The sequence below is a fragment of the Pseudomonas cremoricolorata DSM 17059 = NBRC 16634 genome, assembly GCF_000425745.1.
Taxonomy (GTDB): domain Bacteria; phylum Pseudomonadota; class Gammaproteobacteria; order Pseudomonadales; family Pseudomonadaceae; genus Aquipseudomonas; species Aquipseudomonas cremoricolorata.
In genome coordinates, this window is sequence record NZ_KE384442.1 from 116,397 (window position 1) to 141,236 (window position 24,840).

At 64.1% G+C, this 24,840-nt stretch carries 23 protein-coding genes; 7 read left to right on the forward strand and 16 right to left on the reverse strand.

Annotation, left to right across the window (positions count from 1 at the left end; translation table 11 throughout):
• Positions 1 to 22: 22 nt before the first annotated feature.
• The 5 genes from groL (at position 23) to H618_RS0119425 (ending at position 5,177) form a co-directional block, all read left to right on the forward strand.
• Complete coding sequence (gene groL / locus H618_RS0119405) at positions 23 to 1,663, forward strand: chaperonin GroEL (RefSeq protein ID WP_028696643.1); 1,641 nt, start codon at positions 23 to 25, stop codon at positions 1,661 to 1,663.
• 170 nt (positions 1,664 to 1,833) lie between these two features.
• Entirely contained in the window at positions 1,834 to 2,517 is a 684-nt protein-coding gene (gene colR / locus H618_RS0119410) for a two-component system response regulator ColR (protein WP_028696644.1), read from the forward strand.
• Positions 2,507 to 3,850, forward strand: a complete 1,344-nt coding sequence (locus tag H618_RS21955) for a sensor histidine kinase (protein WP_050577360.1) — start codon at positions 2,507 to 2,509, stop codon at positions 3,848 to 3,850. The genes colR and H618_RS21955 overlap by 11 nt, the downstream gene beginning before the upstream one ends.
• 398 nt (positions 3,851 to 4,248) lie before the next feature.
• The gene (locus H618_RS0119420) at positions 4,249 to 4,947 is read left to right on the forward strand and encodes a lipopolysaccharide kinase InaA family protein (RefSeq protein WP_028696645.1); all 699 of its coding nucleotides are present in this window, start codon (positions 4,249 to 4,251) and stop codon (positions 4,945 to 4,947) included.
• A complete protein-coding gene (locus tag H618_RS0119425; RefSeq protein WP_028696646.1) occupies positions 4,947 to 5,177 on the forward strand; it encodes a hypothetical protein in 231 nt (76 codons plus the stop codon). Before H618_RS0119420 ends, H618_RS0119425 begins: the two co-directional genes overlap by 1 nt.
• A 73-nt stretch (positions 5,178 to 5,250) precedes the next feature.
• On the opposite strand, the gene H618_RS0119430 is transcribed toward H618_RS0119425, so the two are convergent.
• Genes H618_RS0119430 through H618_RS0119440 form a run of 3 tightly spaced genes read right to left on the reverse strand, consistent with a single transcriptional unit; the run spans position 5,251 to position 7,583 of the window.
• Positions 5,251 to 5,607, reverse strand: a complete 357-nt coding sequence (locus H618_RS0119430) for a hypothetical protein (protein ID WP_028696647.1) — start codon at positions 5,605 to 5,607, stop codon at positions 5,251 to 5,253.
• A gap of 5 nt (positions 5,608 to 5,612) precedes the next feature.
• A complete protein-coding gene (locus H618_RS0119435; protein ID WP_028696648.1) occupies positions 5,613 to 6,041 on the reverse strand; it encodes a DNA polymerase III subunit chi in 429 nt (142 codons plus the stop codon).
• A 48-nt stretch (positions 6,042 to 6,089) separates the two neighbouring features.
• Positions 6,090 to 7,583: a leucyl aminopeptidase gene (locus H618_RS0119440; protein ID WP_028696649.1), complete on the reverse strand. Its 1,494-nt coding sequence runs from the start codon at positions 7,581 to 7,583 to the stop codon at positions 6,090 to 6,092.
• A 274-nt stretch (positions 7,584 to 7,857) separates the two neighbouring features.
• On the opposite strand from H618_RS0119440, the gene lptF reads away from it, so the two are divergent.
• Entirely contained in the window at positions 7,858 to 8,973 is a 1,116-nt protein-coding gene (gene lptF, locus H618_RS0119445; protein ID WP_028696650.1) for an LPS export ABC transporter permease LptF, read from the forward strand.
• The gene (gene lptG / locus H618_RS0119450) at positions 8,966 to 10,027 is read left to right on the forward strand and encodes an LPS export ABC transporter permease LptG (protein ID WP_028696651.1); all 1,062 of its coding nucleotides are present in this window, start codon (positions 8,966 to 8,968) and stop codon (positions 10,025 to 10,027) included. The genes lptF and lptG overlap by 8 nt, the downstream gene beginning before the upstream one ends.
• Positions 10,028 to 10,066: 39 nt before the next feature.
• Here the strand turns inward: lptG and H618_RS0119455 are convergent, their stop codons facing one another.
• From H618_RS0119455 to gap, 13 genes are all read right to left on the reverse strand, one after another.
• Positions 10,067 to 10,555 carry an RDD family protein gene (locus H618_RS0119455; RefSeq protein WP_028696652.1) on the reverse strand — a complete coding sequence of 163 codons (489 nt, stop codon included), beginning with the start codon at positions 10,553 to 10,555 and terminating at the stop codon, positions 10,067 to 10,069.
• 85 nt (positions 10,556 to 10,640) lie between these two features.
• Positions 10,641 to 10,853, reverse strand: a complete 213-nt coding sequence (locus tag H618_RS0119460) for a cold-shock protein (RefSeq protein WP_028696653.1) — start codon at positions 10,851 to 10,853, stop codon at positions 10,641 to 10,643.
• 345 nt (positions 10,854 to 11,198) lie between these two features.
• The gene (gene gcvT / locus H618_RS0119465; RefSeq protein WP_028696654.1) at positions 11,199 to 12,320 is read right to left on the reverse strand and encodes a glycine cleavage system aminomethyltransferase GcvT; all 1,122 of its coding nucleotides are present in this window, start codon (positions 12,318 to 12,320) and stop codon (positions 11,199 to 11,201) included.
• 101 nt (positions 12,321 to 12,421) lie between these two features.
• Entirely contained in the window at positions 12,422 to 15,277 is a 2,856-nt protein-coding gene (gene gcvP, locus H618_RS0119470) for an aminomethyl-transferring glycine dehydrogenase (protein WP_028696655.1), read from the reverse strand.
• Positions 15,278 to 15,287: 10 nt separating this feature from the next.
• The gene (gene gcvH / locus H618_RS0119475) at positions 15,288 to 15,665 is read right to left on the reverse strand and encodes a glycine cleavage system protein GcvH (RefSeq protein WP_028696656.1); all 378 of its coding nucleotides are present in this window, start codon (positions 15,663 to 15,665) and stop codon (positions 15,288 to 15,290) included.
• A gap of 296 nt (positions 15,666 to 15,961) precedes the next feature.
• The gene (locus tag H618_RS0119480) at positions 15,962 to 17,470 is read right to left on the reverse strand and encodes a sigma-54-dependent transcriptional regulator (protein WP_028696657.1); all 1,509 of its coding nucleotides are present in this window, start codon (positions 17,468 to 17,470) and stop codon (positions 15,962 to 15,964) included.
• Positions 17,471 to 17,538: 68 nt separating this feature from the next.
• Positions 17,539 to 17,901 (reverse strand): DUF5064 family protein, encoded by a 363-nt coding sequence (locus H618_RS0119485; RefSeq protein WP_028696658.1) that lies wholly within the window; start codon positions 17,899 to 17,901, stop codon positions 17,539 to 17,541.
• Positions 17,902 to 17,955: 54 nt separating this feature from the next.
• Positions 17,956 to 18,381 carry a YbaN family protein gene (locus tag H618_RS0119490; protein ID WP_028696659.1) on the reverse strand — a complete coding sequence of 142 codons (426 nt, stop codon included), beginning with the start codon at positions 18,379 to 18,381 and terminating at the stop codon, positions 17,956 to 17,958.
• Between the two features lie 51 nt (positions 18,382 to 18,432).
• On the reverse strand, positions 18,433 to 19,041 hold the full coding sequence (locus tag H618_RS0119495) for a biliverdin-producing heme oxygenase (protein WP_028696660.1): 609 nt from the start codon (positions 19,039 to 19,041) through the stop codon (positions 18,433 to 18,435).
• Between the two features lie 124 nt (positions 19,042 to 19,165).
• A complete protein-coding gene (locus H618_RS0119500) occupies positions 19,166 to 21,760 on the reverse strand; it encodes a TonB-dependent receptor (RefSeq protein WP_028696661.1) in 2,595 nt (864 codons plus the stop codon).
• 192 nt (positions 21,761 to 21,952) lie between these two features.
• Positions 21,953 to 22,906: a FecR family protein gene (locus H618_RS0119505; protein WP_028696662.1), complete on the reverse strand. Its 954-nt coding sequence runs from the start codon at positions 22,904 to 22,906 to the stop codon at positions 21,953 to 21,955.
• 81 nt (positions 22,907 to 22,987) lie between these two features.
• Positions 22,988 to 23,497 carry an RNA polymerase sigma factor gene (locus H618_RS0119510; protein WP_028696663.1) on the reverse strand — a complete coding sequence of 170 codons (510 nt, stop codon included), beginning with the start codon at positions 23,495 to 23,497 and terminating at the stop codon, positions 22,988 to 22,990.
• Positions 23,498 to 23,630: 133 nt separating this feature from the next.
• On the reverse strand, positions 23,631 to 24,632 hold the full coding sequence (gene gap, locus H618_RS0119515) for a type I glyceraldehyde-3-phosphate dehydrogenase (RefSeq protein ID WP_028696664.1): 1,002 nt from the start codon (positions 24,630 to 24,632) through the stop codon (positions 23,631 to 23,633).
• Positions 24,633 to 24,840: the final 208 nt, after the last annotated feature.

A 24,840-nucleotide genomic window follows, 5' to 3' on the forward strand; every position in this document is an offset into this window, starting at 1 on the left:
AGAATTCAAGGATTAAACGATCATGGCTGCTAAAGACGTAAAATTCGGCGACTCCGCCCGTAAGAAAATGCTCGTTGGTGTCAACGTTCTGGCTGACGCAGTAAAAGCGACCCTCGGCCCGAAAGGCCGTAACGTGGTCCTGGCCAAGAGCTTCGGCGCCCCGACCATCACCAAGGACGGCGTTTCCGTAGCCAAAGAGATCGAGCTCAAAGACGCGTTCGAGAACATGGGCGCGCAACTGGTCAAGGAAGTCGCTTCCAAGGCCAACGACGCTGCCGGTGACGGCACCACCACTGCCACCGTCCTGGCCCAGTCCATCGTCAACGAAGGCCTCAAGGCCGTCGCTGCCGGCATGAATCCGATGGACCTCAAGCGCGGTATCGACAAAGCCACCGCCGCTGTCGTCGCCGAGCTGAAGAACCTGTCCAAGCCGTGCTCCGACTCCAAGGCCATCGCTCAGGTCGGCACCATCTCCGCCAACTCCGACACCTCCATCGGCCAGATCATTGCCGAAGCCATGGAAAAAGTCGGTAAAGAAGGCGTGATCACCGTTGAAGAAGGCTCGGGCCTGGACAACGAACTGTCCGTCGTCGAAGGCATGCAGTTCGACCGCGGTTACCTGTCGCCGTACTTCGTCAACAAGCCAGACACCATGGTCGCCGAGCTGGAAGGCCCGCTGCTGCTGCTGGTCGACAAGAAAATCTCCAACATCCGCGAACTGCTGCCAGTTCTGGAAGCTGTCGCCAAGGCCGGCCGTCCGCTGCTGATCGTTGCCGAAGACGTCGAAGGCGAAGCGCTGGCGACCCTGGTGGTCAACAACATGCGCGGCATCGTCAAGGTCGCTGCGGTCAAGGCACCTGGCTTCGGCGATCGCCGCAAGGCCATGCTGCAGGACATCGCTGTCCTGACCGGCGGTACCGTGATCTCCGAGGAGATCGGCCTGTCGCTTGAAACCGCTACCCTGGAGCACCTGGGTAACGCCAAGCGCGTCGTCCTGTCCAAGGAAAACACCACCATCATCGACGGTGCTGGCGTTGAAGGCGATATCCAAGGCCGCGTCACGCAGATCCGTGCGCAAATCGCCGACACTTCCTCGGACTACGACCGTGAGAAGCTGCAAGAGCGTCTGGCCAAACTGGCTGGCGGTGTTGCGCTGATCAAAGTCGGTGCTGGCACCGAAGTCGAAATGAAAGAGAAGAAAGCCCGCGTTGAAGACGCCCTGCACGCTACCCGTGCAGCCGTCGAAGAAGGCGTGGTGCCTGGCGGTGGTGTTGCCCTGGTACGTGCCCTGGCTGCCATCGTCGACCTCAAAGGCGACAACGAAGACCAGAACGTCGGTATCGCTCTGCTGCGCCGCGCTGTCGAATCGCCGCTGCGCCAGATCACTGCCAACGCTGGCGACGAGCCAAGCGTCGTCGCTGACAAGGTCAAGCAAGGCTCGGGCAACTTCGGCTACAACGCTGCTACCGGCGAGTACGGCGACATGATCGAGATGGGTATCCTCGACCCAGCCAAGGTCACTCGCTCGGCGCTGCAAGCCGCGGCTTCCATCGGTGGTCTGATGATCACCACCGAAGCCATGGTCGCTGACCTGCCGGAAGAAAAACCAGCTGGCGGCATGCCAGACATGGGCGGCATGGGTGGCATGGGCGGCATGATGTAAGCCAGCCTCACCCCGCAGCACCTGAAAAAGCCCCGCCCCGTGCGGGGCTTTTTCGTGTCCGGGCCGCGATGCCAGCGTACCCGCCCGCCGTTAACTGTCGTGCAATACTGGCGTCATCATGGCCGATGGCCTTAAGCTGCGCACGCCCAAGCACCGCACAGGAGACCTCGATGCGCATTCTTTTGGTGGAAGACAACCGCGACATCCTCGCCAACCTGGCCGATTATCTGGGCATGAAAGGCTATACCGTCGATTGCGCGCAGGATGGCCTGTCGGGCCTGCACCTTGCCGCGACCGAACACTACGACCTGATCGTGCTCGACATCATGCTGCCCGGCATCGATGGCTATACGCTGTGCAAGCGCCTGCGTGAAGACGCGCGCCGCGACACACCGGTGATCATGCTCACCGCGCGCGATCAGCTGGACGACCGCCTGCAAGGGTTCCGCTCGGGCGCTGACGACTACCTGCTCAAGCCCTTCGCCCTGTCGGAGCTGGCCGCACGCATCGAGGCCGTTCTGCGTCGTGCCCAGGGTGGCGGACGCCGCGCGCTGCAGGTGGCCGACCTGAGCTACGACCTCGACACCCTCGAAGTCAGTCGCCAGGGGCGGGCGCTGAAGCTCAACCCGGTGGGCCTCAAGCTGCTCGCCGTGCTGATGCAAAAAAGCCCGCACGTGTTGCGCCGCGAAGTGCTGGAAGAGGCGCTGTGGGGCGACGACTGCCCCGACAGCGACAGCCTGCGCAGCCATGTTCACCAGTTGCGTCAGGTGATCGACAAGCCGTTCGACAAACCGCTGCTGCATACCGTCCATGGCGTCGGCTATCGCCTCGCCGAGGGCCGTGATGGAGTTTAAGCAAAGCCTTGCCCAGCGCATCATCATCGCCTTTGCCTTGATGAGCGCGTTGGTCGCAGGCGCCTTCGCCTTCGGCATCGTGGCCACCGTGCATCTGGTCGAGGAGCGCTTGATCTCTTCCGTGCTGGGCGGTGATCTGCAACGCCTGCTGCGCATGGACAGCGTCAGTGACTGGAGCCACCGACCGCGCCCCGACCAGCTGTTCTATTTCAGCGATGGTCGTGACGACTTCGAGCTGCCCAAAGACCTGCATCACCTCGAACCCGGTTTTCACGAGGTCTTCCGCGACCAACTGTCGTACCACGCCATGGTCGAGGTGGTAGACGGTCGTCACTATGTGTTGCTGCAGGACCAGAGCGATTTCGAAGAGCGCGAGCGCGTGCTGTTCTTCGTGGTGATGGTCGGATTCGTGCTCAGCCTGGCGCTGGCGGTGGTGCTTGGATGGCTGTTGGCGCGGCGCGTGATGGCACCGGTGATTCGTCTGGCCAGGCAGGTCAGGCACCGCGATCAGTTGCTCGGCCTGGCGCCACCGCTGGCGCCGGACTACGCCGCCGATGAAGTGGGGCAGTTGGCCGTGGCCTTCGACGACACCCTGGGTCGTCTGCGTGATGCCTTGAACCGCGAGCGGTTGTTCACCAGCGATGTCAGCCATGAATTGCGCACGCCGCTGATGGTGCTGGCCACTTCGTGCGAGCTGCTGATGGTCAATCCCAACCTCGACAGCCGCTCGCGCAGCCAGGTCGAGCGGATCGCCCGCGCCACCGAAGAGATGCGCGAGCTGGTCAAGACCTTCCTCATGCTCGCCCGCGCCCAGCATGATGAGGGCGCCATTGCCTCCAAAGCGACCCTGCGCGAGGTGGCCGACGACCTGATCGGGGTGTGGCGCGACACCATCGAGCAGAAAGGCCTGACCCTGTACTACGACGGCCGGGTCAGTGCCGGTGCACAGCAGTACAACGCTACCTTCCTGCAGTCGGTGATGGGCAACCTGCTGCGCAACGCGGCGCACTACACCGACTCGGGCTATATCCGTCTGAGTCTGGAAGCCGATGGCTTCAGCGTCGAAGACAGTGGCGTGGGGATTCCCGAAGAGCAGCGTGAAGCGATGTTCAAGCCCTTCGTGCGCGGGGACGAGCGTCGCGGTGAGGGCCTGGGCCTGGGCTTGTCGCTGGTGCAACGGATCTGCGACGACCAAGGCTGGAGGGTCAAGCTGAGCGCAACGTCGCCACACGGTTGCCGCTTCCAGGTCGACCTGACGGCCAAGGGCACCGCGCCGCAGCTCGCTGCACCGAGCGACAGCGCAGCGGCGCCCAACGAACAACCTCAGGTCTGAAATCCCACATCGTCTGCGCAAAATCAGCGATGTGGGTACGGCCTTTGCACTGGGTTCTCGCCTGCTGCGAACGGCGCGCACCGCATGTGCCGTCGATGCAGGCCGGTCGCTTCACCCGAGTAGCCATTCGATGCTGGAACTAGCCGGGTAGATCCGCTGGCTAGACGCAACGGCGCCCAGTTTCACGCATTGCTAGCGTCGACGTCCTCGTCGTCGATCGCGTTAAAGGTCTGAGTTGCTGACCTGTGCAGGTGAACGAATGGTGACGGTTTCATGTTACCGGCGACCCCATCCGGGAACATTTTGTTGCATCAGGCTTCAGAGTCCTGCGACGCACGGCATTGCTGGCGTTTCATGCCATGTGGCGATTTCAAGCATCACGCAAGAGGTAACAATCCATGGCAACCGCCCAAGAGCAGACTGCGCAGTTCGACTTCTACTGGCAGCAGCAAGGGGAGTGGGTCGAGGCCCCCAATCAACGGCGCGGTGGCGAGAGCGGCGTGCAACGGCTGGACGATGGCCACGGCCATCTGCTTTACGCCAAACGTCAGGTAGGCCACATCTACCGAAGTTTCCTGCACCCGTTCGGTCGGCCAACGGTGCTGCGCGAGCTGGATGCCCTGCACAGCTTCGAACAGCTCGGGGTACGGGTACCGCGTATCGTCTTCGCCGGCGCCGAGCGCGATGCCGAGCACCAGTGGCGGGCCTTGCTGGTCAGCGAAGCGCTGGAGGGCTTCGTCGACCTGGAAACCTGGTACACCGAAGGCGCGTTGCAGCGCTACCCCGAAGCGGTGCACCAACTGATGCTCAAGGACCTGGCCGAGAACCTGGCGCGTATGCACCTGGGGCACTGGCAGCACGGTTGCCTGTACGGCAAACATGTATTTGTCAAAGTCAGCGGGCATGATGACGCCGCTCGTGTAGAGGTAGCCCTGCTGGACCTGGAAAAGTGCCGTCGGCGGATTCGTTGCCAACGGGCGGCGTACAACGACTTGCGTCAATTGCGCCGCCATTCGTCAATCAACCAGGCGCATTTCCAGACATTGCTCTACTTTTACCAAACAGCGTTTGGCAGCGCAGTCAAAGGGTTAGGGTAATGAAACTAGAAATAGCACGAGCTTTGTTCTTCATCGCGGCGCTTGCAGTCACCACCGCTGCGGCGGCCGCCTGGGAACAACCACGCATGGTCGTGTTCAGCAAGGCCGATCTGGCGGGGCAATGCGCCCTGCCGCGTGCCAAGGCAGAAACCCAGGCGCAGGCCAAGCCCGACCACGACCTGCTGCTGTTCCTCTTCGGCATGCGTCAGGGGCTGCGGCCATTCGGTTGAATGGCCACACGCGGGGTCTGTAGCAGAGGGGCTGAAAGCTGGTTCCGGCGCACCGCTATGGTGAGCGAAGGGCTCAGTCCTGGCTGTTGAGCAGGCGCTCCATACGCGCCGCCAGGCGTCGTTTGACTTCGGTTTCGATGTGCGGGGTGAAGTCGTTGATCACGTCCTGCATGATCGACTGCGCCGCTGCGCGCAGTTCGCTGTCCAGGTGCAGCAGGGTGTCCTGACGACGCGCCTGGGCATCGTCCGGCCGGGCGGCGGCGGTGTCTGCGGCGTCGTCGACGCGCTCACCCAGCGTCGGTACGGCATGCTCGACGGTTTCGGTGAGCAGCGGCGGCTGCAGGTCGGAATCGCCGAGCAGCTCGCGAATCGACTCGAGATCGTCCAGCAGGTGGTTCGAGTGGTTCAGGGTGTTGTGTGGCTTGTCCATGGTCGTCAAAGTCGCTGTAAGCGGTGATCGTGTAGAGCATAGCCCCGTTCCCGATAGAAACGGAACCGCTCGCGTGCGGCCTGGCGGATATCAGGCGCTTCCACCACGATCTCGGCCACCCGCGCGAACTGCCCGACGAAACCGGGCACCTCGCCACCGAGATTGATCAACAAATCCCCATGTTCGCCGGCCTCGCCACCCAGGCCCAGCACCACCCGGCCTGCGCCAGGTTGCTCGTCCTGGTCGTGGGGCACGAACGCCTCGCCTTTGAAGCGCCAGAGCAGCGAATCCAGTTCATCGCGCTGGGCGTCATCCTGGCAGTGCAGGTAGACCCCGTGACCCAGCCGCCAGGCCTTCTCACACAGTTTGCAGGCAAACTCCAGGCGTGCGGCCAGGGAGTCGCTGGGCAGGATGTAGAAGTCGACTTGGCTCATCAACGATCAACCGGCCGCTGACGCGCGATCGTCACCGCCCCTCGGCGCTCAGGCATCGACACGGTCGAGCAGGTATTGGGTCAGCAGCGGTACTGGGCGTCCGGTGGCGCCTTTTTCCTTGCCACCACTGATCCAGGCGGTGCCGGCGATGTCCATGTGCGCCCAGCTGTACTGGCGGGCGAAGCGCGACAGGAAGCAGCCTGCGGTGATGCTGCCGGCCTTTGGCCCACCGATGTTGGCGATGTCGGCGAAGGGGCTGTCGAGCTGCTCCTGATACTCTTCGAACAGCGGCAGTTGCCAGGCGCGGTCGTCTGCGCGCTTGCCGGCATCGAGCAACTGCTCGACCAGTTCGTCGTTGTTGCCCATCAGCCCGGTGGTATGGCTGCCCAGTGCGACGATGCAGGCGCCGGTCAGGGTGGCGATGTCGATCACCGCGCGGGGTTTGAAGCGCTCGGCGTAGGTGAGGGTATCGCACAGCACCAGACGGCCTTCGGCGTCGGTGTTGAGGATTTCCACGGTCTGCCCGCTCATGGTGGTGACGATATCGCCAGGACGGGTCGCGCCGCCGCTCGGCATGTTCTCGGCGCAGGCCAGCAGGCACACCAGGTTGATCGGCAGATCCAGCGCCAACACCGCGTGCAAGGTGCCGAACACGCTGGCAGCGCCGCACATGTCGTACTTCATCTCATCCATGCCGGCCCCTGGCTTGAGGCTGATGCCGCCAGTGTCGAAAGTGATGCCCTTGCCGACCAGCACGTAAGGCTGCTCGCTCTTCTTCGCGCCCTGGTAGTTGAGCACGATCAGGCGCGGCGGCTGGTCGCTGCCCTGGCCGACGGCGTAGAAGGCGCCCATGCCGAGGTCTTTGATCTTTTTCTCGTCGAGCACTTCGACCTTGAGGTTCTTGTGCGACTTGCCCATGTCCTTGGCCTGCTCGGCGAGGAAGCTTGGATGGCAGAGGTTAGGCGGCAGGTTGCCCAGGTCGCGGGTCAGGGCCATGCCGGCGCTGATCGCGCTGGCGTGCTTCACGCCGCGCTCGACCTCGGCCTGGGCCGCCTTGCTGGTGAGCAGGGTGACTTTCTTCAAGGCGCGTGGGTCGGCCTTCTGGCTCTTGAAGCGATCGAACACGTAGGCGCCGCCGAGCAGGGTTTCGGCCAGCAGGCGGTACTTGCCGTAGTGGCCGTCACGGCCTTGCACGGCCACTTCGTCCAGCGCCAGCAGGGCATCGCTGCCGCCAAGGGTTTTCAGCACGGCGGCCACGCTGTTGATGACCTTGCGCCAGGTACGGTCGTTGAGCGCCTCGCCGTTGCCGCTGCCGACCAGCAGGATGCGCTCGGCCTTGAGCCCCGGCAGGCTGTGCAGCAGCAGGGTCTGGCCCGGCTTGCCGCCGAGGTCGCCGCGCTTGAGCACGGCGCTGATCGCGCCACCGCTGGCAAGATCGATGGCCTGGGCCGTATCGCCGAGCACGCGACCTTCGCCCACGGCGAGCACCAGCGTTGCGGTTTTCACGGATGCAGCGTTGAGGCTCTTTACAACCAGTTCCATAGTTCGCTCCCCAGTAGATCGTGCAATCGGCGCGGTGCCGTGCAAGCCTGGCCGCCAGTGTGCGGTCCAGTGGAAAAGCTGCCAGTTTGAGCCTCTGGCATCCATGCTGACAACCCCGACCTGCGCTGCTGCGCGAGGCCAAGTGACAGGCGCGGCCAATCACAGGATAATGCGCCCACTTTACAGTCGGCTGGCTCAGGCGAACCGGCTATGATCCTGATTGTCCGATTTCCTTGTCTGGCACTTCGCCCCTGACAACCCAGGAGTTTCTGGTTTGATCGTCTTCCGTTATCTGTCTCGCGAGGTCCTGGTGACCTTGAGCGCCGTCAGCGCCGTGCTGCTGGTGATCATCATGAGTGGGCGCTTCATCAAGTACCTGGCCCAGGCGGCCCAGGGCGTACTCGATCCCGGCGTGCTGTTCATGATCATGGGCTTTCGTCTGCCCGGGTTCCTCCAACTGATCCTGCCGCTGGGCCTGTTCCTCGGCATTCTGCTGGCCTATGGCCGGTTGTACCTGGAAAGTGAAATGACCGTGCTGGCCGCCACCGGCATGAGCCAGCAGCGTCTGCTGGCCATGACCATGGCCCCGGCCGGTCTGGTCGCGCTGCTGGTGGCCTGGCTGAGCCTGAGCCTGGCGCCCCAGGGCGTTTCCCAGGTGCAGCAGATCATCAACCAGCAGGACGCCCTGACCGAGTTCGACACCCTGGTTCCGGGCCGTTTCCAGACCCTGCGCGATGGCACCCGGGTGACCTACACCGAGCAGCTGTCCGATGACCGGGTCAAGCTCGACGGTGTGTTCATCTCGGAAAAGCGCTTCAACCAGGACAAGAGCAAGGATCGTCCGCCGACCGTGCTGGTCGCCGAGCGTGGCCACCAGGAAGTGCAGGCCGACGGCAACCGCTACCTGGTGCTGGAAAACGGCTACCGCTACGACGGCAACCCAGGCGAAGCCGGCTACCGCGCGATCAAGTACGACACCTACGGGGTGTTGCTGCCCAAGCCTGAGGTCAATGAAGAGGTGACCGAGCGCGAGGCCATTCCGACCCTGCAACTGTTCGGCGAGGACGGCCTGCGCGAGCGTGCCGAATTGCAGTGGCGTCTGTCGCTGCCGATTCTGGTGTTCATCGTGACTCTGATGGCCGTACCGCTGGCCCGGGTCAACCCGCGTCAGGGGCGCTTCCTCAAGCTGCTGCCGGCGATTCTTCTGTACATGGCCTACCTGACGATGCTGATTTCCGTACGCGGCGCCCTGGAGAAAGGCAAATTGCCGATCGCCCTGGGCATGTGGTGGGTGCACGGCCTGTTCCTGCTCATCGGCCTGGCGCTGATGTACTGGGAGCCACTGCGCCTCAAACGTGCTGCCCGTCGTGCGGAGGTGGCCCGTGGTTAAACTCGATCGCTACATCGGCCAGAGCGTGCTGCTGGCGATTCTTGCGGTACTGGGCATCATCCTCGGCCTGGCCTCGCTGTTCGCCTTCATCGATGAAATGGGCGATCTGAGCAACACCTACACCCTGGGCGATGCCTTGATGTACGTGCTGCTGACCGCGCCTAGACGTGTCTACGACATGCTGCCCATGGCTGCGCTCATTGGCTGCCTGATCGGCCTTGGCAGCCTGGCCAGCAGCAGCGAGCTGACCATCATGCGCGCTGCCGGGGTGTCCATCGGGCGCATCGTCTGGGCGGTCATGAAACCTATGCTGGTGCTGATGCTGGCCGGCGTGCTGATCGGCGAGTACGTCGCCCCGGCAACCGAGAACAAGGCCCAGGCCGACCGCTCGCTGGCTCAGGGTGGCGGCGAGGCGCTGAGTTCCAAGCGCGGCATGTGGCACCGTCAGGGCGAAGAGTACGTGCACATCAACTCGGTACAGCCCAATGGCCTGCTGCTGGGTGTGACGCGTTATCGCTTCAACGACAAGCGCGAGATCATCACCTCAAGCTTCGCCCGACGCGCGACCTACAACGACGATCACTGGATGCTCAATGATGTCAGCACCACTTTCTTCCGTGGCGACCACACCGAAGTGGTGAAGGCCCCTGAAGAACGCTGGGATGTCTCGGTGTCGCCGGAGCTGCTCAACACCGTGGTGCTGGCGCCTGAGTCGCTGTCGATCACAGGCCTGTGGGACTACATCCACTACTTGGCCGACCAGGGCCTGAACAACGCCCGTTACTGGCTGGCGTTCTGGACCAAGGTGCTGCAACCGGCGGTGACCGCTGCGCTGGTGCTGATGGCCATTTCGTTCATCTTCGGCCCGCTGCGTTCGGTGACCCTGGGTCAGCGGGTCTTCACCGGGGTGCTGGTGGGCTTCGTGTTCCGCATTGCCGGTGAGCTGCTGGGGCCCTCCAGCCAGGTCTTTGGCTTCCCGCCGTTGCTCGCCGTGGCGCTACCGGCGCTGGTGTGTGCCGCGGCCGGTCTGTGGTTGTTGCGCAGGGCAGGTTGATGAGCGGCGGGCAGTGCCCAGCGGTACTGCGCGCCACGTTCAACGCTTGAGCTTGGGCACCCTGACCAACTGCGTGTCGGAATACAGGTCGTGCCAGGTGCGCTGGCGTTTGTCGAACAGCGCCCAGAAAAAGCCCAGCCCCAGGCACAGCCATGACGCAATCGACACCACGAAACGCAGCAGTGCCTGCCACAGGCTGATGGCACTGCCATCGGCGTTCTGTACCCGCACCCCCCACACCTGCATGCCCAGCGTCTGCCCGCCATGGGTCCAGAACTTGGCGAAGAAGCCGAACAGCGCGAACAACAGAATCGTCGATAGCAGCGGATCACCGTCCAGCGCGCCGGCATCGGTCAGGGCGCGCATGCGGGTCTCACCGATGATCGCCAGCTGGATCATCTTGTACACGCCGGCGGTGACGATCAGCAGCGCGGTGCACAACAGGAAGTCGTAGAACATGGCGGCCAGTCGGCGGGAAAAGCCGACCGCGGGGAAATCACCCTGGGGGTGCAGTAGAGGCTGGGGCATGCTGGCGACTCCGAGAAACGAAGCCGGTATTCTACGGACAAAAAAAAGCCCCTGCACTTGGCAGGGGCTTTTTATCAGGAGCCGATTACTCGGAGACCTGGACTTTGTCAGCCTGCAGGCCTTTCTGACCTTGCACGGCTTCGAAGGAGACTTTCTGACCTTCTTTCAGGCTCTTGAAGCCGTTGCCTTCGATTGCACGGAAGTGAACGAAGAGGTCGGCACCGCTTTCCGGGGTGATGAAGCCGTAGCCTTTTTCGTCATTGAACCACTTGACGGTACCATTCTGACGCTCTGCCATTGTCTTACTTCCTATGAATCTGAGTTTGGAATAACAGTAGTTTTTACACGATTGAGTGAGTGAAAAACTTACTGGCTGGTTGCAGGAAGTCTGGCATCGAGCGGGTGGTAGCAAAAGGTAGCTACTGGCCCAGGTCACGTTCCACTAAGCGACCCATGCAAACACAGTGAAACGACTCTACGCCAACTCTCGGCGAGAAAACAAGCCCTCACCAACCCCACTATCAGGCGCTTTGCAGAAAAGCGACATAAGTGTCGCAAACGGCGCAGTGCTTGGTCTGGCGCCGTGTTCGGATACCTGCTGCGCTGTTCGAAAGCGAACGGCGCAGCAAGTTGATGGGGTGTTTCAGTTGCGCTGATAACGCGGTGCAACGAAAGGCATTTTACTGACCCGAACCGGAATCGATTTACCCCGTACCAGGGCGAACAGTTCCGTACCCAGTGCAGTGTGTTCGTTATCGATATAGGCCATGGCCATGGGCGCTTCCAGCGACGGGCCAAAACCACCACTGGTAACCTGACCAACTGTCTGACCAGTGGCATCGACCACCTCGGCGCCTTCACGTACTGGCGAACGCGCTTGTACCAGCAGGCCGACCCGCTTGCGCGCCACGCCATCGCGCTGCTGCGCGAACAGCACCTCGGCACCGGGGAAGCCACCCGCGCGGGCGCCATCACTGCGGCGGGCCTTCGATATGGCCCACGACAGGCTGGCCTGCACGGGCGTGGTGGCGCTGTCCATGTCGTGCCCGTACAGGCACAGGCCAGCTTCCAGGCGCAGCGAGTCACGGGCGCCGAGGCCGATGGGCTGTACCTCGGGCTGGCTCAGCAGGTGCCGTGCCAGCGCCTCGGCCGCCGGTGCCGGCACCGAGATTTCAAAACCGTCTTCGCCGGTGTAGCCCGAGCGGCTGAAGATGCAGTGGGCATCGAGCAGCGCCACTGGGCGCACCTGCATGAAGGTCATCTGCGCCACTTCCGGGGCCAGCCGGGCCAGCGCCTCGACAGCGGCAGGGCCCTGCAGGGCCAGCAGCGCGCGCTCTTCGAACAGCGGCAACACTTCACAGTGCGCCTGCAACTGCTCGCGCAGGTAGTCGAGGTCCTGCTGCTTGCAGGCGGCGTTGACCACCAGCAGCAGCTCGTCTTCGGCCAGGCGGGCCACCATCAGGTCATCGAGGATGCCGCCGCGCTCGTTGGTGAACAGCGCATAGCGCTGCAAGCCCTGTGGCAAGTCGATGATATCCACCGGTACCAGGCGCTCCAGCGCCTGCGCCGCCTGCGCGCCGCGCAAGAGAATCTGGCCCATGTGCGAGACGTCGAACAAGCCGGCCTGGGCGCGGGTGTGCAGGTGCTCCTTGAGCACGCCAAGGGGGTATTGCACCGGCATGTCGTATCCGGCGAAAGGGACCATGCGTGCGCCCAGTTCAAGGTGCAAGGCATGCAGCGGTGTGTAGCGCAGTGAATCGGACATCGGAGGTTCCTCGAATCTGGGGAAGGTCGGCCAGCAGCAGGCCGACGACCAGGCCAGGGCTGCCACGGGTGTTGCCGTGGCCAGTCCTGGCGGGCGGGCGATCAGCTCTCTTGGTACAGCTCGATCGGCGGGCAGGCGCAGACCAGGTTGCGGTCGCCATACACGTTGTCGACCCGACCCACCGGCGGCCAGTACTTGCCCTCGACCAGGCTGGGCAGCGGATACACCGCCTGTTCCCGACCATAGCCATGGGGCCACTCGCCGACCAGTTCGGCGGCGGTGTGCGGGGCGTTCTTCAGCGGGTTGTCGTCCTTGTCCAGACGGCCATCTTCGACTGCGCGGATTTCTTCGCGGATCTGGATCATGGCGTCGCAGAAGCGATCGAGCTCCTGTTTCGATTCACTTTCGGTGGGTTCGATCATCAGCGTACCGGCGACCGGGAACGACATGGTCGGGGCATGGAAGCCGAAGTCGATCAGGCGCTTGGCCACGTCATCGACGCTGATGCCGCTGCTGTCTTTGAGCGGGCGCAGATCGAGGATGCATTCGTGGGCCACCAGGCCGTTGCTGCCGGTGTAAAGCACCGGGTAGTGCTGCTCGAGGCGACGGGCAATGTAGTTGGCATTGAGAATGGCCATCTGCGAGGCGCGCTTGAGGCCCGCGCCGCCCATCATGCGAATGTACATCCAGGTGATCGGCAGGATGCTGGCGCTGCCGAAGGGCGCCGCGCACACCGCACCCTCGGTGTGTTCGAGGCTGGCATGGCCTGGCAGGAACGGCGCCAGATGCGCCTTGACGCCAATCGGGCCAACACCGGGGCCGCCGCCGCCATGGGGAATGCAGAAGGTCTTGTGCAGGTTCAGGTGCGACACGTCACCGCCGAACTTGCCCGGTGCGCACAGGCCGACCATGGCATTCATGTTGGCGCCATCGATGTACACCTGGCCGCCGTGGTCATGGATGATCGCGCAGATCTCGCCAATGGCTTCTTCGAACACGCCATGGGTCGACGGGTAGGTGATCATCAGCGCCGCCAGTTGCTCGCGGTGTTGCTGGGCCTTGGCGCGCAGGTCGTCGATGTCGACGTTGCCGCGGGCATCGCAGGCGGTCACCACCACGCGCATGCCGGCCATGTTCGCCGTGGCCGGATTGGTGCCATGGGCCGAGGCCGGAATCAGGCAGATGTTGCGGTGGCTGTCGCCGCGGCTGCGGTGGTAGGCGCGGATCGCCAGCAGGCCGGCGTATTCGCCCTGGGAGCCGGCGTTGGGCTGCAGCGATACGGCGTCGTAGCCGGTGGCAGCGCAGAGCATGGCCTCCAGTTCGCGAGTCAGTTGCAGATAGCCCTGGCTCTGCTCGGTCGGTGCGAACGGGTGCAGGTTGCCGAATTCGGCCCAGGTGACCGGAATCATCTCGCTGGCGGCGTTGAGTTTCATGGTGCACGAACCCAGCGGGATCATGCTGCGGTCCAGGGCCAGGTCCTTGTCGGCCAGCCGGCGCAGGTAGCGCATCAGCTCGGTCTCGCTGTGATAACGCTGGAACACTGAATGTTGCAGGAAGGCCGACTGACGCCGCAGTGCGGCCGGCAGGCGCGACCCGGCGCTGGCCGCTAGCGCGCTGAAATCGGGCGCCGCACGTTCGCCTGCGAACAGCGCCAGCAGCGCCTCGACATCGGCCTGGGAGGTGGTTTCGTCCAGCGATACACCCAACTGCTGGGCATCGATCTGGCGCAGGTTGATGCGCTGTTCACAAGCGCGCTGGTGCAGCGCCGCGGTGTCGGCACCGGTGTGCAGCGTCAGAGTGTCGAAGGCGCTGTCACCGACCAGGGTCAAGCCCAGCTGGGTAAGGCCCTCGGCGAGAATGGCGGTCAGGCCATGAATGCGTTCGGCGATGCGCGTCAGCCCGGCCGGGCCGTGATAAACGGCGTACATGCTGGCGATGTTGGCCAGCAGCACCTGTGCGGTGCAGATGTTCGAGGTGGCTTTCTCGCGGCGGATGTGTTGCTCGCGGGTTTGCATCGCCAGGCGCAGCGCGGTGTTGCCGAAACGGTCGATGGAAACCCCGACCAGCCGCCCCGGCATGTCGCGCTTGAAGCCATCGCGGGTGGCGAAGTAGGCGGCGTGCGGGCCGCCGAAGCCAAGCGGCACGCCGAAGCGCTGGGCGGTGCCGATGGCGACGTCGGCGTCGAACTCACCCGGTGGGGTGAGCAGCGTCAGGGCCAGCAGGTCGGCGGCGACCGCCACCAGCGCGTTGCCCTCGTGCAGGCGCTGCACCAGCTCGCGGTAGTCGAACACCTCGCCATGGCTTGCAGGGTATTGCAGCAAGGCACCGAAGAAGCCCGAGACATCACCCAACTCGGCTTCATCGCCCACCACTACCTCGATGCCCAGCGGCTCGGCACGGGTGCGCAGCACGTCCAGCGTCTGTGGGTGACAATGCACGGAGGCAAAGAAGCGCTGGCTCGCCTTGTTCTTCGACAGGCGCTTGCAGAAGGTCATCGCCTCTGCCGCCGCAGTGGCTTCGTCGAGCAGGGAGGCGTTGCTGATCGGCAGGCCTGTGAGGTCACTGATCAGGGTCTGGAAGTTCAGCAGCGCTTCCAGGCGACCCTGGGAGATTTCCGGCTGATAGGGCGTGTAGGCGGTGTACCAGGCCGGGTTCTCCAGCAGGTTGCGCAGAATCGGTGCGGGGGTATGGCAGTTGTAGTAGCCCTGGCCGATATAGCTCTTGTACAGCTGGTTGTTGCCCGCGATGGCCTTGAGTGCGGCGAGAGCGTCGGCTTCGCTCTGTGCATCGGCGTTGCCGAGCACGCTGGTGCCCTTGATGCTGGCCGGGATCACGGCGTCGCTCATGGCCTCGAGGGAGTCGAAGCCCAGGCTGTCGAGCATGGCCTGCTCGTCGGCGGCATTCGGGCCGATGTGGCGGGCGATGAATTCGTTGGCGGTGCTGAGGTTGAGGGTCATCACGAGGGTCTCAGGCAGTGGCGGCAAGCAGGCGGGCGTAGGCGTCTTCGTCGAGCAGGGCGGCGAGGGCGGCGGGGTCGCTGGGGCGGAAACGGAAGAACCAGCCCTGGCCCAGCGGTTGCTCGTTGACCAGCTCTGGCTGGTCGGCCAGTTGTTGGTTGACTTCCAGCACTTCACCGGTCAATGGCATGTACACGCCGCTGGCGGCCTTCACCGATTCGACCGTGGCCGCCTCGTCGCCTCGATCGTAGTGCTGCAATTCCGGCAACTGCACGTACACCACATCACCCAGCGCTTGCTGGGCGTAGGCGGTGATGCCTACCGTGACGCTTCCGTCGGCCTCGGCGCGCAGCCATTCGTGATCTTCGGTAAAACGCAACTCGCTCATGAAAAGTCCTCGGAATGCAGGAGGTCAGGCGCAGTGTAGTCCCACGCTCTGGAAACTCTTGTCTAGCAAGAACACGGCCAGACGTGGCCAACACCCGTGGTTAGAGGGCTTCATGGGAGTACGTCGAATCCCTGCACTACGTTATCCGTATCGATTTCGATACAGCCAGCCTCGCCTGCGAAGGTTTATACAATCAAAAGGTTATCGGGTAAGGGTCGGGCACGACTGTATCGATATGAATACGATGTATTGAATTTCGTACGGTGCGCTCACGATTCCTACATCGAGCGGTCGGGTTATTTATCCCGGCCGATGCCGTACTTGCGCAGGCGTTGCGCGATGGCGCTGTGCGAGGTTTGCAGGCGCACGGCCAGCTGGCGGGTGGAGGGGTAGCTGGCGTACAGACGCTGCAGCAGGTCGCGTTCGAAGTCGGCGACCGCTCGCTCCAGGCTTGCCACCGCGCCCGGCTGCCCGCTGGCGACCGAAGTGCCGGCAATGTCCAGGTCGCCGATGTCGATCAGTTGCCGCTCACAGATCGCTGCCGCACGAAAGATCACGTTCTGCAACTGGCGTACGTTGCCCGGCCACGGGTTGCCGAGCAGCGCGGCGTGGGTGGCGGTGCTCAGGCGACACGCTGGGCGCTGAATCTGCGTGCAGGCTTGCTCCATGAACACCTGGGCCAGCATGACAATGTCCTGTCCGCGGTCACGCAGTGGCGGGACTTGCAGGTTGAGTACGTTGAGGCGGTAGAACAGGTCTTCACGGAAGCTGCCCTCGGCGACCATCCGTTCAAGGTCGCGGTGGGTTGCGCTGATGATGCGCACATCGACCTTGACCTCGCGGTCGCCGCCGACTCGGCGAAAACTGCCGTCGCTGAGAAAGCGCAGCAGCTTGGCCTGCAAGTACGGCGACATTTCGCCGATCTCGTCGAGGAACACCGTGCCCTTGTTGGCCAGCTCCATCAGCCCCGGCTTGCCGCCGCGCTGGGCGCCGGTGAAGGCACCGGGGGCGTAGCCGAACAGTTCGCTTTCGGCCAGGCTCTCGGGCAGCGCCGCGCAGTTGAGCGCCAAAAACGGCGCCGACTGACGGCTGCTCAGGGCATGGCAGGCGCGTGCCACCAGTTCCTTGCCGGTACCGGTCTCACCGTGCACCAGCAGCGGCGCATCCAGTGCGGCGACCCGCAATGCCCGTGCCTTCAAGGTGCGAATCGCCGGCGATTCCCCGAGCAGCGTATCCAGCCCGTCGGCGGCATCATGGCGCAGCGCCGACAGACGCTGACCCATGCGCGTGGGCGAGTACAGCGTCAGCAGGGCGCCGGCATTGGTGATGGGCGTGGCATCCAGCAGCAGGCTCTGCCCATTGAGCTGCATCTCGCGCATGGGCAGGTGGAAATTGTTGTCCAGCAGCACTTGCAACAGGCCCGGGTCGTTGAACAGCTCGCTGACCGAGCGGCCTGCCGATTCTCGCCCGCACAACGCAATCAGCGCCGGGTTGGCCAGCAGTACCTTGCCCGCGCTGTCCACCGCCAGCACCGGATCGCTCATCGCCGCCAGCAGCGCATCGAGCTGCAGGTGGCGGCGCTGTCCGGGAAGAATGTCGACCACCTCGACCGACTGCACGCCGTGAACATCCAGCAGCGCATCGTGCAGCTCTTCGAGCACCGCGGGGCTCAGGGTCGGAGCATCGATGTAGACGTTCGGCGGCACCATCTCCACCGCATCGAGGTTGAGATGGCGTGCGCCGAGCAGGGCCAGCACTTCCTGAGTGATGCCGACGCGGTCGATGAAGCTGACGTGAATACGCATGGGGTGCCGAAGTCAGGGCCGGGAAAGGCGCCCAGTATGCCTCGCCTGGTGCAGCAACCCCAGCGCTGTCAGGTCAGGTGTTCGGGTTTCATCGGGTCGCCGGACTTGACGTGCAGTTGGGCGCGGATGTCTTCGAACATCAGGTCGTAGAATTTGTGTGAAGAGGCCAGGCTGGTGGCCGACTTGGGCAGGCCGTGACGTTCGGCCAGGCGGGTGACGTGGCGGGCGAAGTCGAAGGCCTGGTCCTTGGCCAGGAAGAAACTGTCGTCCACTGGCTGGTTCTCGATGGTGCCGTGCAGGCGGAAGGTCATGCCCAGGCCTTCCTTGGGGTCCTGGAATACCTCGTAATCGATGCACAGGTCGTAACTGTGGTCGTCCTTGTTCAGCGCGTGGCGTTCGATGTGCAGGTGGCCGGGGTTGAACAGGGTCATGGCGTGCGTCTCCGTCAAGGGTGAAGGTGGGGTCTGGCTCACGCCCACCGCCTTCTACGGTAGACGATGCTGCGCCGACTGGGGCTGATCCACGACAGGGAGCCGCTCGGGGCGCGACCAGATCCACAGATTGCCCAAGGTCATGCCAGCGATGGCGAGAAACACCGGCCAGTGGTGTTCGAGCACGATCAGCATGAGCGCGGCGCAGAACAGCATGCTCAGCGTGGCGCTGACCTTGGCCCGGCGCTGGATGATCTTGCCATTGCGCCAGTTGTGCAGAATCGGACCGAACAGGCGGTGGTTTTCCAGCCAGGCGCTTAGCCGCGGCGAGCTGCGGGTGGCGGCCCAGGCCGCAAGGAGGATGAACTCGGTGGTGGGCAGACCCGGAATGACGATGGCGATCAAGCCGATGCCCAGGCTGACGTAAGCCAGGATCGCGTACAGCAGGCGGGACAGTCGGGAGCGGGCAAGTTGGGTCATGGTCTCACTGCAGGGTCATCCGGCCATGTTGGCATGGCCGGAACGGGTGTTTCAGGCTGATGCGCGATCGTTCGCATAGGCCTGTTCGAGCAGGTGCGTGAAGCGTTCGAACGCAGCCACCGCCGCGCGTTCGGCAGCAGCGTCGTCCTGCGGCGAAAGCTGCAGGGCATCGAGTGCCCGCGTGAACTGCTTCCAACCCTCGGCACGGCCCCCGGCCGGCTCGCCGAGATGACGCGCGCCGAAGCTGTCCGACAGGCCAAGCGCGGCAGCCCGCTTGATCAGAAAGGCAGCGCCCAGTTTGGAGCCTTCCGAAACGAAGATCCAGCCCAGCGCTTCACCCAGGCCTGTCGCCTGCAAGGCGCCCGGCACAGGCTGGGGCAGCGGCATGCCGAGGTCGGCGAGGTCGAGGCGCGCCTGTTCGGCGCGGCAGCGCTGGGGCAGGTCGGGGACGATGGCCAGCAGCCGCGGGTCGCTGTACAGCGGCTGCAGCTCGGCCTGGAACAGGTACTGGGCGACGACGAAGTGGGCGAAGCTTTCTCGGCTGTCGAACGGGGCATGGGATTTGACCAGGGCGTCCAGTGCGCTGTGCGGCGCATGGGTGGCCTGGTTCAGGCGTTGCGAGCGCAGGCTGGCGCGCTCGGCGGTGGGGGCAGTGGTCATGGTCTGTCCTTGTTCATTCAGAGGTCGATTCGGGGCGCTCTATAGAAGACGAAGAAGCCCGGGCATCAGCGTAAAAAAAGCGCCGGGCGCACCTGTGCAGGCGAGCCCGGCGCGGCGGTCGAGGTCAGATATCCCACACCAGGTTGATGGCGAAGTTGCGACCCGGCAGGGTCAGGCGGTCGAGGTTGGCGGGCTGGGTCACCCCGGCCTCGCCCAGGCCGTCGTAGGCGCGCACCGAGTCCCATTGCCAGTACTTCTTGTCGGTCAGGTTGTACAGGCCGGCATTGACGGTCAGGTCATCGGTGAGCTTGTAGAAGCCAGTAAGGTCGAGCACGCCGTAACCGGGTGTGCGGAAGCGGCTGCTGGTGCCGTCGGGGGCAAAGAAGTTGGTGTCGTCGACCCGGTCCTTGCGCTTGACCAGGGTCAAGCTGAGCAGGCCACCGTACTGCGGCTGCTCATAGCCCAGGCCCCATACCGTGGTCAGCGGGTTGATCGAGTTCAGCGGCTGGCCGGTATCGTCGTTGCGTCCGTGCAGGTAGGCCAGCGAGCCTTGTGCATACAGGCCATCGGTTGCGCCGAAGTGGCCGAGATCGATACGGCCCTTGACCTCGCTGCCCTTGATTGTGGCGCGGCGAATGTTGTTGGCCTGGTAGGTGTCGCCCAGCGACGCCGACTGCACGGCGTCTTCGTTGATGAAGTCGCGATACGTGTTGTAGAACACCGCCACGTCGAACTGGCCGGCATCGAAATTGCCGCGCAGGCCCACTTCGAAGCTCTTGCTCTTTTCCGGTTCGAGGTCTGGGTTGCCTTCGACGCGGTAGCCTTCGAGCGGATTATCGAAGCGGCCGTACATCGACTTTGCGGTCGGTGTGCGGAAGCCTTCGGCGTACTGGCCGTAGCCGGTGTAGTGCTCATCGAAGGCGTAGGTGACGCCGAGCTTGGGTGAAACCCGGTGCCAGCGTTTCTCCGAGGCGTCGATGCTGCTCGGCGGGGCGCCGGCGCTGCCTTGCAGGCCACGCAGGAACTCGTCGGTGATGCGCGGCTTCATGTGCGTGTAGTCGTAGCGGGCGCCGGGCAGGAAGGTCCAGTCGTTCCAGCGGATCTCGTCCTGCACGAATAGGCTGTAGGTATTGACGGTGGGGTCGGGGAAATCGCTGACCAGCGCCTGGCCGTCGGTGGGGCGGTCGAAGCCGATGCTCGGGCAGCCGGCGCCGACGGCCAGGCAGGTGCCGGTGCCGCTGCGCGAACCGGTGACCTTCTCGTGCTTGAGGGTGGTGCCGTAGGTCAGCACGTGTTCGGTGTCGGCCAGGCTGAAGGCCTTGTCGAGCTGGGCGTCGAACACGAAGTGGCGGTTCTTGTAGGTGGTGTCGCGGGTGCGCAGCACGGTGCGGCTGAACGGGAAGTAGATTTCCTCGGTGCTCTGGTCGGTCTTGGCGATCTGGTAGTTCAGGCTCCATTTCAGATGGTCGGCCAGGGTGGTGTCCAGGCGCACGTCGTGATCGATGCCGAAGCGCTCGCGGGTGACCGTGTCGTTGGCCAGACGGCTGCGGTACATGCCAAAACCCGCACCGTTGTTGAACGGGCCGCCGACCGCGCTGAGCACGTTCTGGTCGCGGTCATTCTTGAAGCGTTCGTAGGTCAGGCCGAGGCGGGCATCGTCGGCGTAGTCCCAGCCGAGCTTGGCCAGCACGTTGGTGCTGCGCGTGTCTTCGGGGTTGGCTTCGGTGCGCGCCAGGCCGTCGCCGCTGTGCGTGCCGTACGAGGCCTGCTCGTGGCCATTGCGCTGGCTGAGGTGCAGCAGGCCGTCGAACCGGCCTTGGCGGCCAGCCACGGTGGCGGAGGTCAGCCAGCTCTCGTCGGCCGAGCTGTAGCCGGTTTTCAGGCGTGCGCCGACTTCCTTGCCGGGCTTGATGATGTCTTGTGGGTCGAGGGTGAAGTAGCTCACCGCGCCGCCGATGGCATTGCTGCCGTACAGCACCGAGGCCGGGCCGCGGAGGATTTCCACGCGCTTGATGATTTCCGGGTCGACGTAATTGCGCTGGGTCTGGGCGTAGGGGCCGAAGAAGAAGCTGTCGGGGATCGCCACGCCATCGATCTGGGTCAGCACCCGTTCGCCGTCGATGCCGCGGATGTTGTAGCCGTTCAGGCCGCTGCGCTGACCGATGCCGCTGACCGACACCCCCGGTTCATAACGCACCAGGTCGGCGATGCTGTTGACGTTGTCGCGGTCGAGCTGCTCGCGGGTCTGCACGCTGACCGTGCTCGGCACCTGGCTCACATCCTGCGCGCTGCGGGTGGCACTGACAGTCAGTTGCTGCAGGGCGATGCTGTTGTTGCGCGCCGCCGTTTGCCGTTCGATCACCACGTTGCCGCTGCCGATGGTGCGGTAGCTGAGCCCGGTGCCGTGCAGGAGGCGGGTGAGGGCGGCCTCAGGTTTCAGCGAGCCGCGCACCCCTGCCGAGGCAACGCCCTGGGCCAGTTCGGCCGAGAAGCCCACCTGCCAGCCGGTGACCTGGCTGAACGCGTTGAGCGCCGAAACCAGCGGTTGTTGCTCGATGGCGAAGCGGTAGTCACCCATTCGCGGGCTGCTGGCCTGCGCAGGCTCGGCTGCCAGCGTCGGCAGGCTGCAGGTGCCGCCGGCGAGCATCGCCAGGGTCAGCAGAGACAACCGGCCAACCTGGCCGGGCAAGGAAGAAGGGCGTTTGAAACCTGTGGACATCGAAGGCGCTCCCTGTCGCGCGAACGTTATGGGGGCTGATTCTGGTTGAGGAAGAACAAGAATCAGTCGCATTGGCTATAACGAGACGAGGCAGGGTGGGGGAAGACGTAAAAATAGTCGTAAGGGCAGGTTTCAGGCCGTGACGCGGGGGCTGAATCTACACGTCGAGGCGGCTGTTCTGGCGCGTTCGGCTCAGTTCAGAATCACCAGCGATGGATATTCGTGCAGCTGCGCGGAGCTGATCTGCGCCAGTGCGCGCAGGGTTTGCAGGGGTTGGTCGAGGCGGTAGTTGCCGGTCACGGTGAGGCTGTCGAGCGCTGCATTGCGGTTGATGATCAGGCCTGGGTAATAGCGCCTGACCTCGGCCAGCACCTGGCTCAGCGGGCAGTTTTCGAACACCAGGCGACCGTCGACCCAGGCCAGTTCCCTGCGCATGTCCGCGCGTTGGCGCTGGCCAAGGCCGTTGGGGCCGATGCTGATGCTGTCACCGGCGCTCAGGCGGATGCGGTCGCTGGCGGCCTGGACATCGACATCACCGCGTTGCACACGGACCTGGGCCTGGCCATCGAGGTAGCGCACGGCGAAGTCGGTGTCGTGTGCCTGCGCGCGCAGCGGCCCGGCCTGCACCTCCAGTGCTGGCTCGGAGCCCTTGGCGACCTGAAAGTACGCCTCGCCCTGTAGCAGGCGGGCGATGCGTCGCCCGTCGCGCATGTCGTTGGCCAGTGCGCTGTCGGTGTTGAGCAGAACATTGGCGCGCTCGTCCAGGTGCAGGCGCTGACGTTCGCCGACCTGGGTCAGATGGTCGGCTTGCAGGCGCATGGGCAAATTGCCCACGGTGAACACGCCCACCAGCAGCAGCGCGGCGGTGGCCAGCGGTTTCCAGTGACGACGCAGGCGTGCGCTGAAACCCTTGCGCTGGCGTTGCTGCAACTGCCCGGCCACCTGGCGCAACGGCGCACCGTTCCACAGCGCTTCGGCTTGCAGGTACGCCGCGGCGTTTTCCTCGGCCTCACCCAGCCATGCGGCGAAGGCGCGCTCGTCGTCTTCACTGGCGCATTGCAGGCGCACCAGCCAGTCCAGCGCCTGTTCGCGGGCGCGGGTATGTGCCTGGTTGGCAGGGGAGTCGGCAGCGGGGTGGTCGGTCACGGAACATCCTGGCGCAGAAGGGATCGGGCGATGATCAAGGCTGGCCGAGCCTGTGGCAAGGTGTTGCATCGATGCAGTGTTTCATTGCAGACGGTCGGCCACGCCCAGGCAGATCGCCATGATTAGCTTCAGCTCTTTCTGCACGGTGCTGGCCGAGACGCCCAACTGCTCGGCGATTTCCAGATAGCTGGCGCCATGCACCCGACTGAGAATGAATATGCGCTGCTGACGCTGGCTGAGTTGCCCGAGGCTGACGCTCAGGTGCCTGAGCAATTGCTCGGCATGGGCGGCGTCCTCGCTGCTGCTGGCCGGGGCGGCGACGCTGTGCAGCACTTGTTCGGGCACGTCCTCGAAGGTGCGCTCGCGCACGCGGCGGGCGCGCAGGTGGTCGAGCGCCAGGTTGCGCGCGGTCTGGAACACGAAAGGTTCCAGGTGCGCCACCGGTCGCTCGCTCAGCGCGCGGGTGACCCGCAGGTAGGTTTCCTGCAGCAGGTCTTCGGCGGTGCTGGGGTTGCCGACCATGCGCTGCAAGGTGCGCAGCAGCACCACGCGCTGGCTGACGAAGAGGGCGTTGAACCGGGACTGACTCACAGGGAAACCTGAGCGAAGGAAAGTTATTGATAATGCGTATCATCTTCCTCTTTGGTCAAGCCGGCAAATGTCAGCGATTGCAAAGCCGTGCCAGCCCCCGGGGCCGCCAGGCAGCCCCGTGCGTGCGCAACAGTCACTGCGCCTTGAACAGCGCTCGGCAGGTGTCGAGCATGCGGTTGGAGAAGCCCCATTCGTTGTCGTACCAGGCCAGCACCTTGAGCATGCGCCCGTTGCTGCGGGTGTGATTGGCATCGAAAATCGACGACAGCGGGTTGTGGTTGAAGTCGCACGACACCAGCGGCAGTGCGTTGTAACCGAGTACCGGCGAATGCCGCGCCGCTTCCTCGAACAGCTGGTTGACCGTTTCGCGGCTGGCTTCGCGTTGCAGGTTGACCGTCAGGTCGACCAGCGAAACGTTGATCACCGGCACCCGCACCGCCATGCCGGTCAGCTTGCCGGCCAGCTCCGGCAGCACCAGGCCCACGGCTTCGGCCGCGCCGGTCTTGCTCGGGATCATCGACTGGGTGGCCGAACGCGCTCGGTAAGGGTCGCTGTGGTACATGTCGCTGAGCACCTGGTCGTTGGTGTAGGCGTGGATGGTGGTCATCAGGCCCTGTTCGATGCCGAATTCTCGTTGCAGCACCTGGGCGACCGGGGCCAGGCAGTTGGTGGTGCAGGAGGCGTTGGAAATCACCTGGTGCGAGGCGCGCAACTGGTCGTGGTTGACGCCGTACACCACCGTGGCGTCGGCGCCCTTGGCCGGCGCCGAGATGATCACCTTGCCGGCGCCGGCGCTCAGGTGCGCGGCGGCCTTGGCGCGGTCGGTGAACAGCCCGGTGCATTCGAACACCACATCCACCGCATTGGCCTTCCACGGCAGCTCGGCCGGGTTGCGGATGGCGCTGACGGCGATGCGGTCGCCATTGACGATCAGGCTTTCGTGGTCGGTCTCGATCTGCGCATCGAAGGTGCCATGCACGCTGTCGTACTTGAGCAGGTGCGCGTTCATGGCGCTGTCGCCCAGGTCGTTGATGGCGACCACCTGCAGGTCGTGGCGATAGTCCTGGGTGTACAGGGCACGAAGCACGTTGCGTCCGATGCGGCCGAATCCATTGATGGCGATGCGAATGGTCATGGCGATACCTCTGGCAGTCTGGAGAAGCCTGTGGCACAAAGAGCCGCTTCACTGAAACGGTTTTGTTGTTGGAATTACAAGATTATTCGCTAACAGATAGAAAACAACCCTTTTTGGTGGCAATATTTTGTTTAAACATACAACGAGCGCTCCGGGTACCCTTTCCCGCTGTGATGGTAGGCTCTTGCTGAGCCTAGGTCGCCGCGCG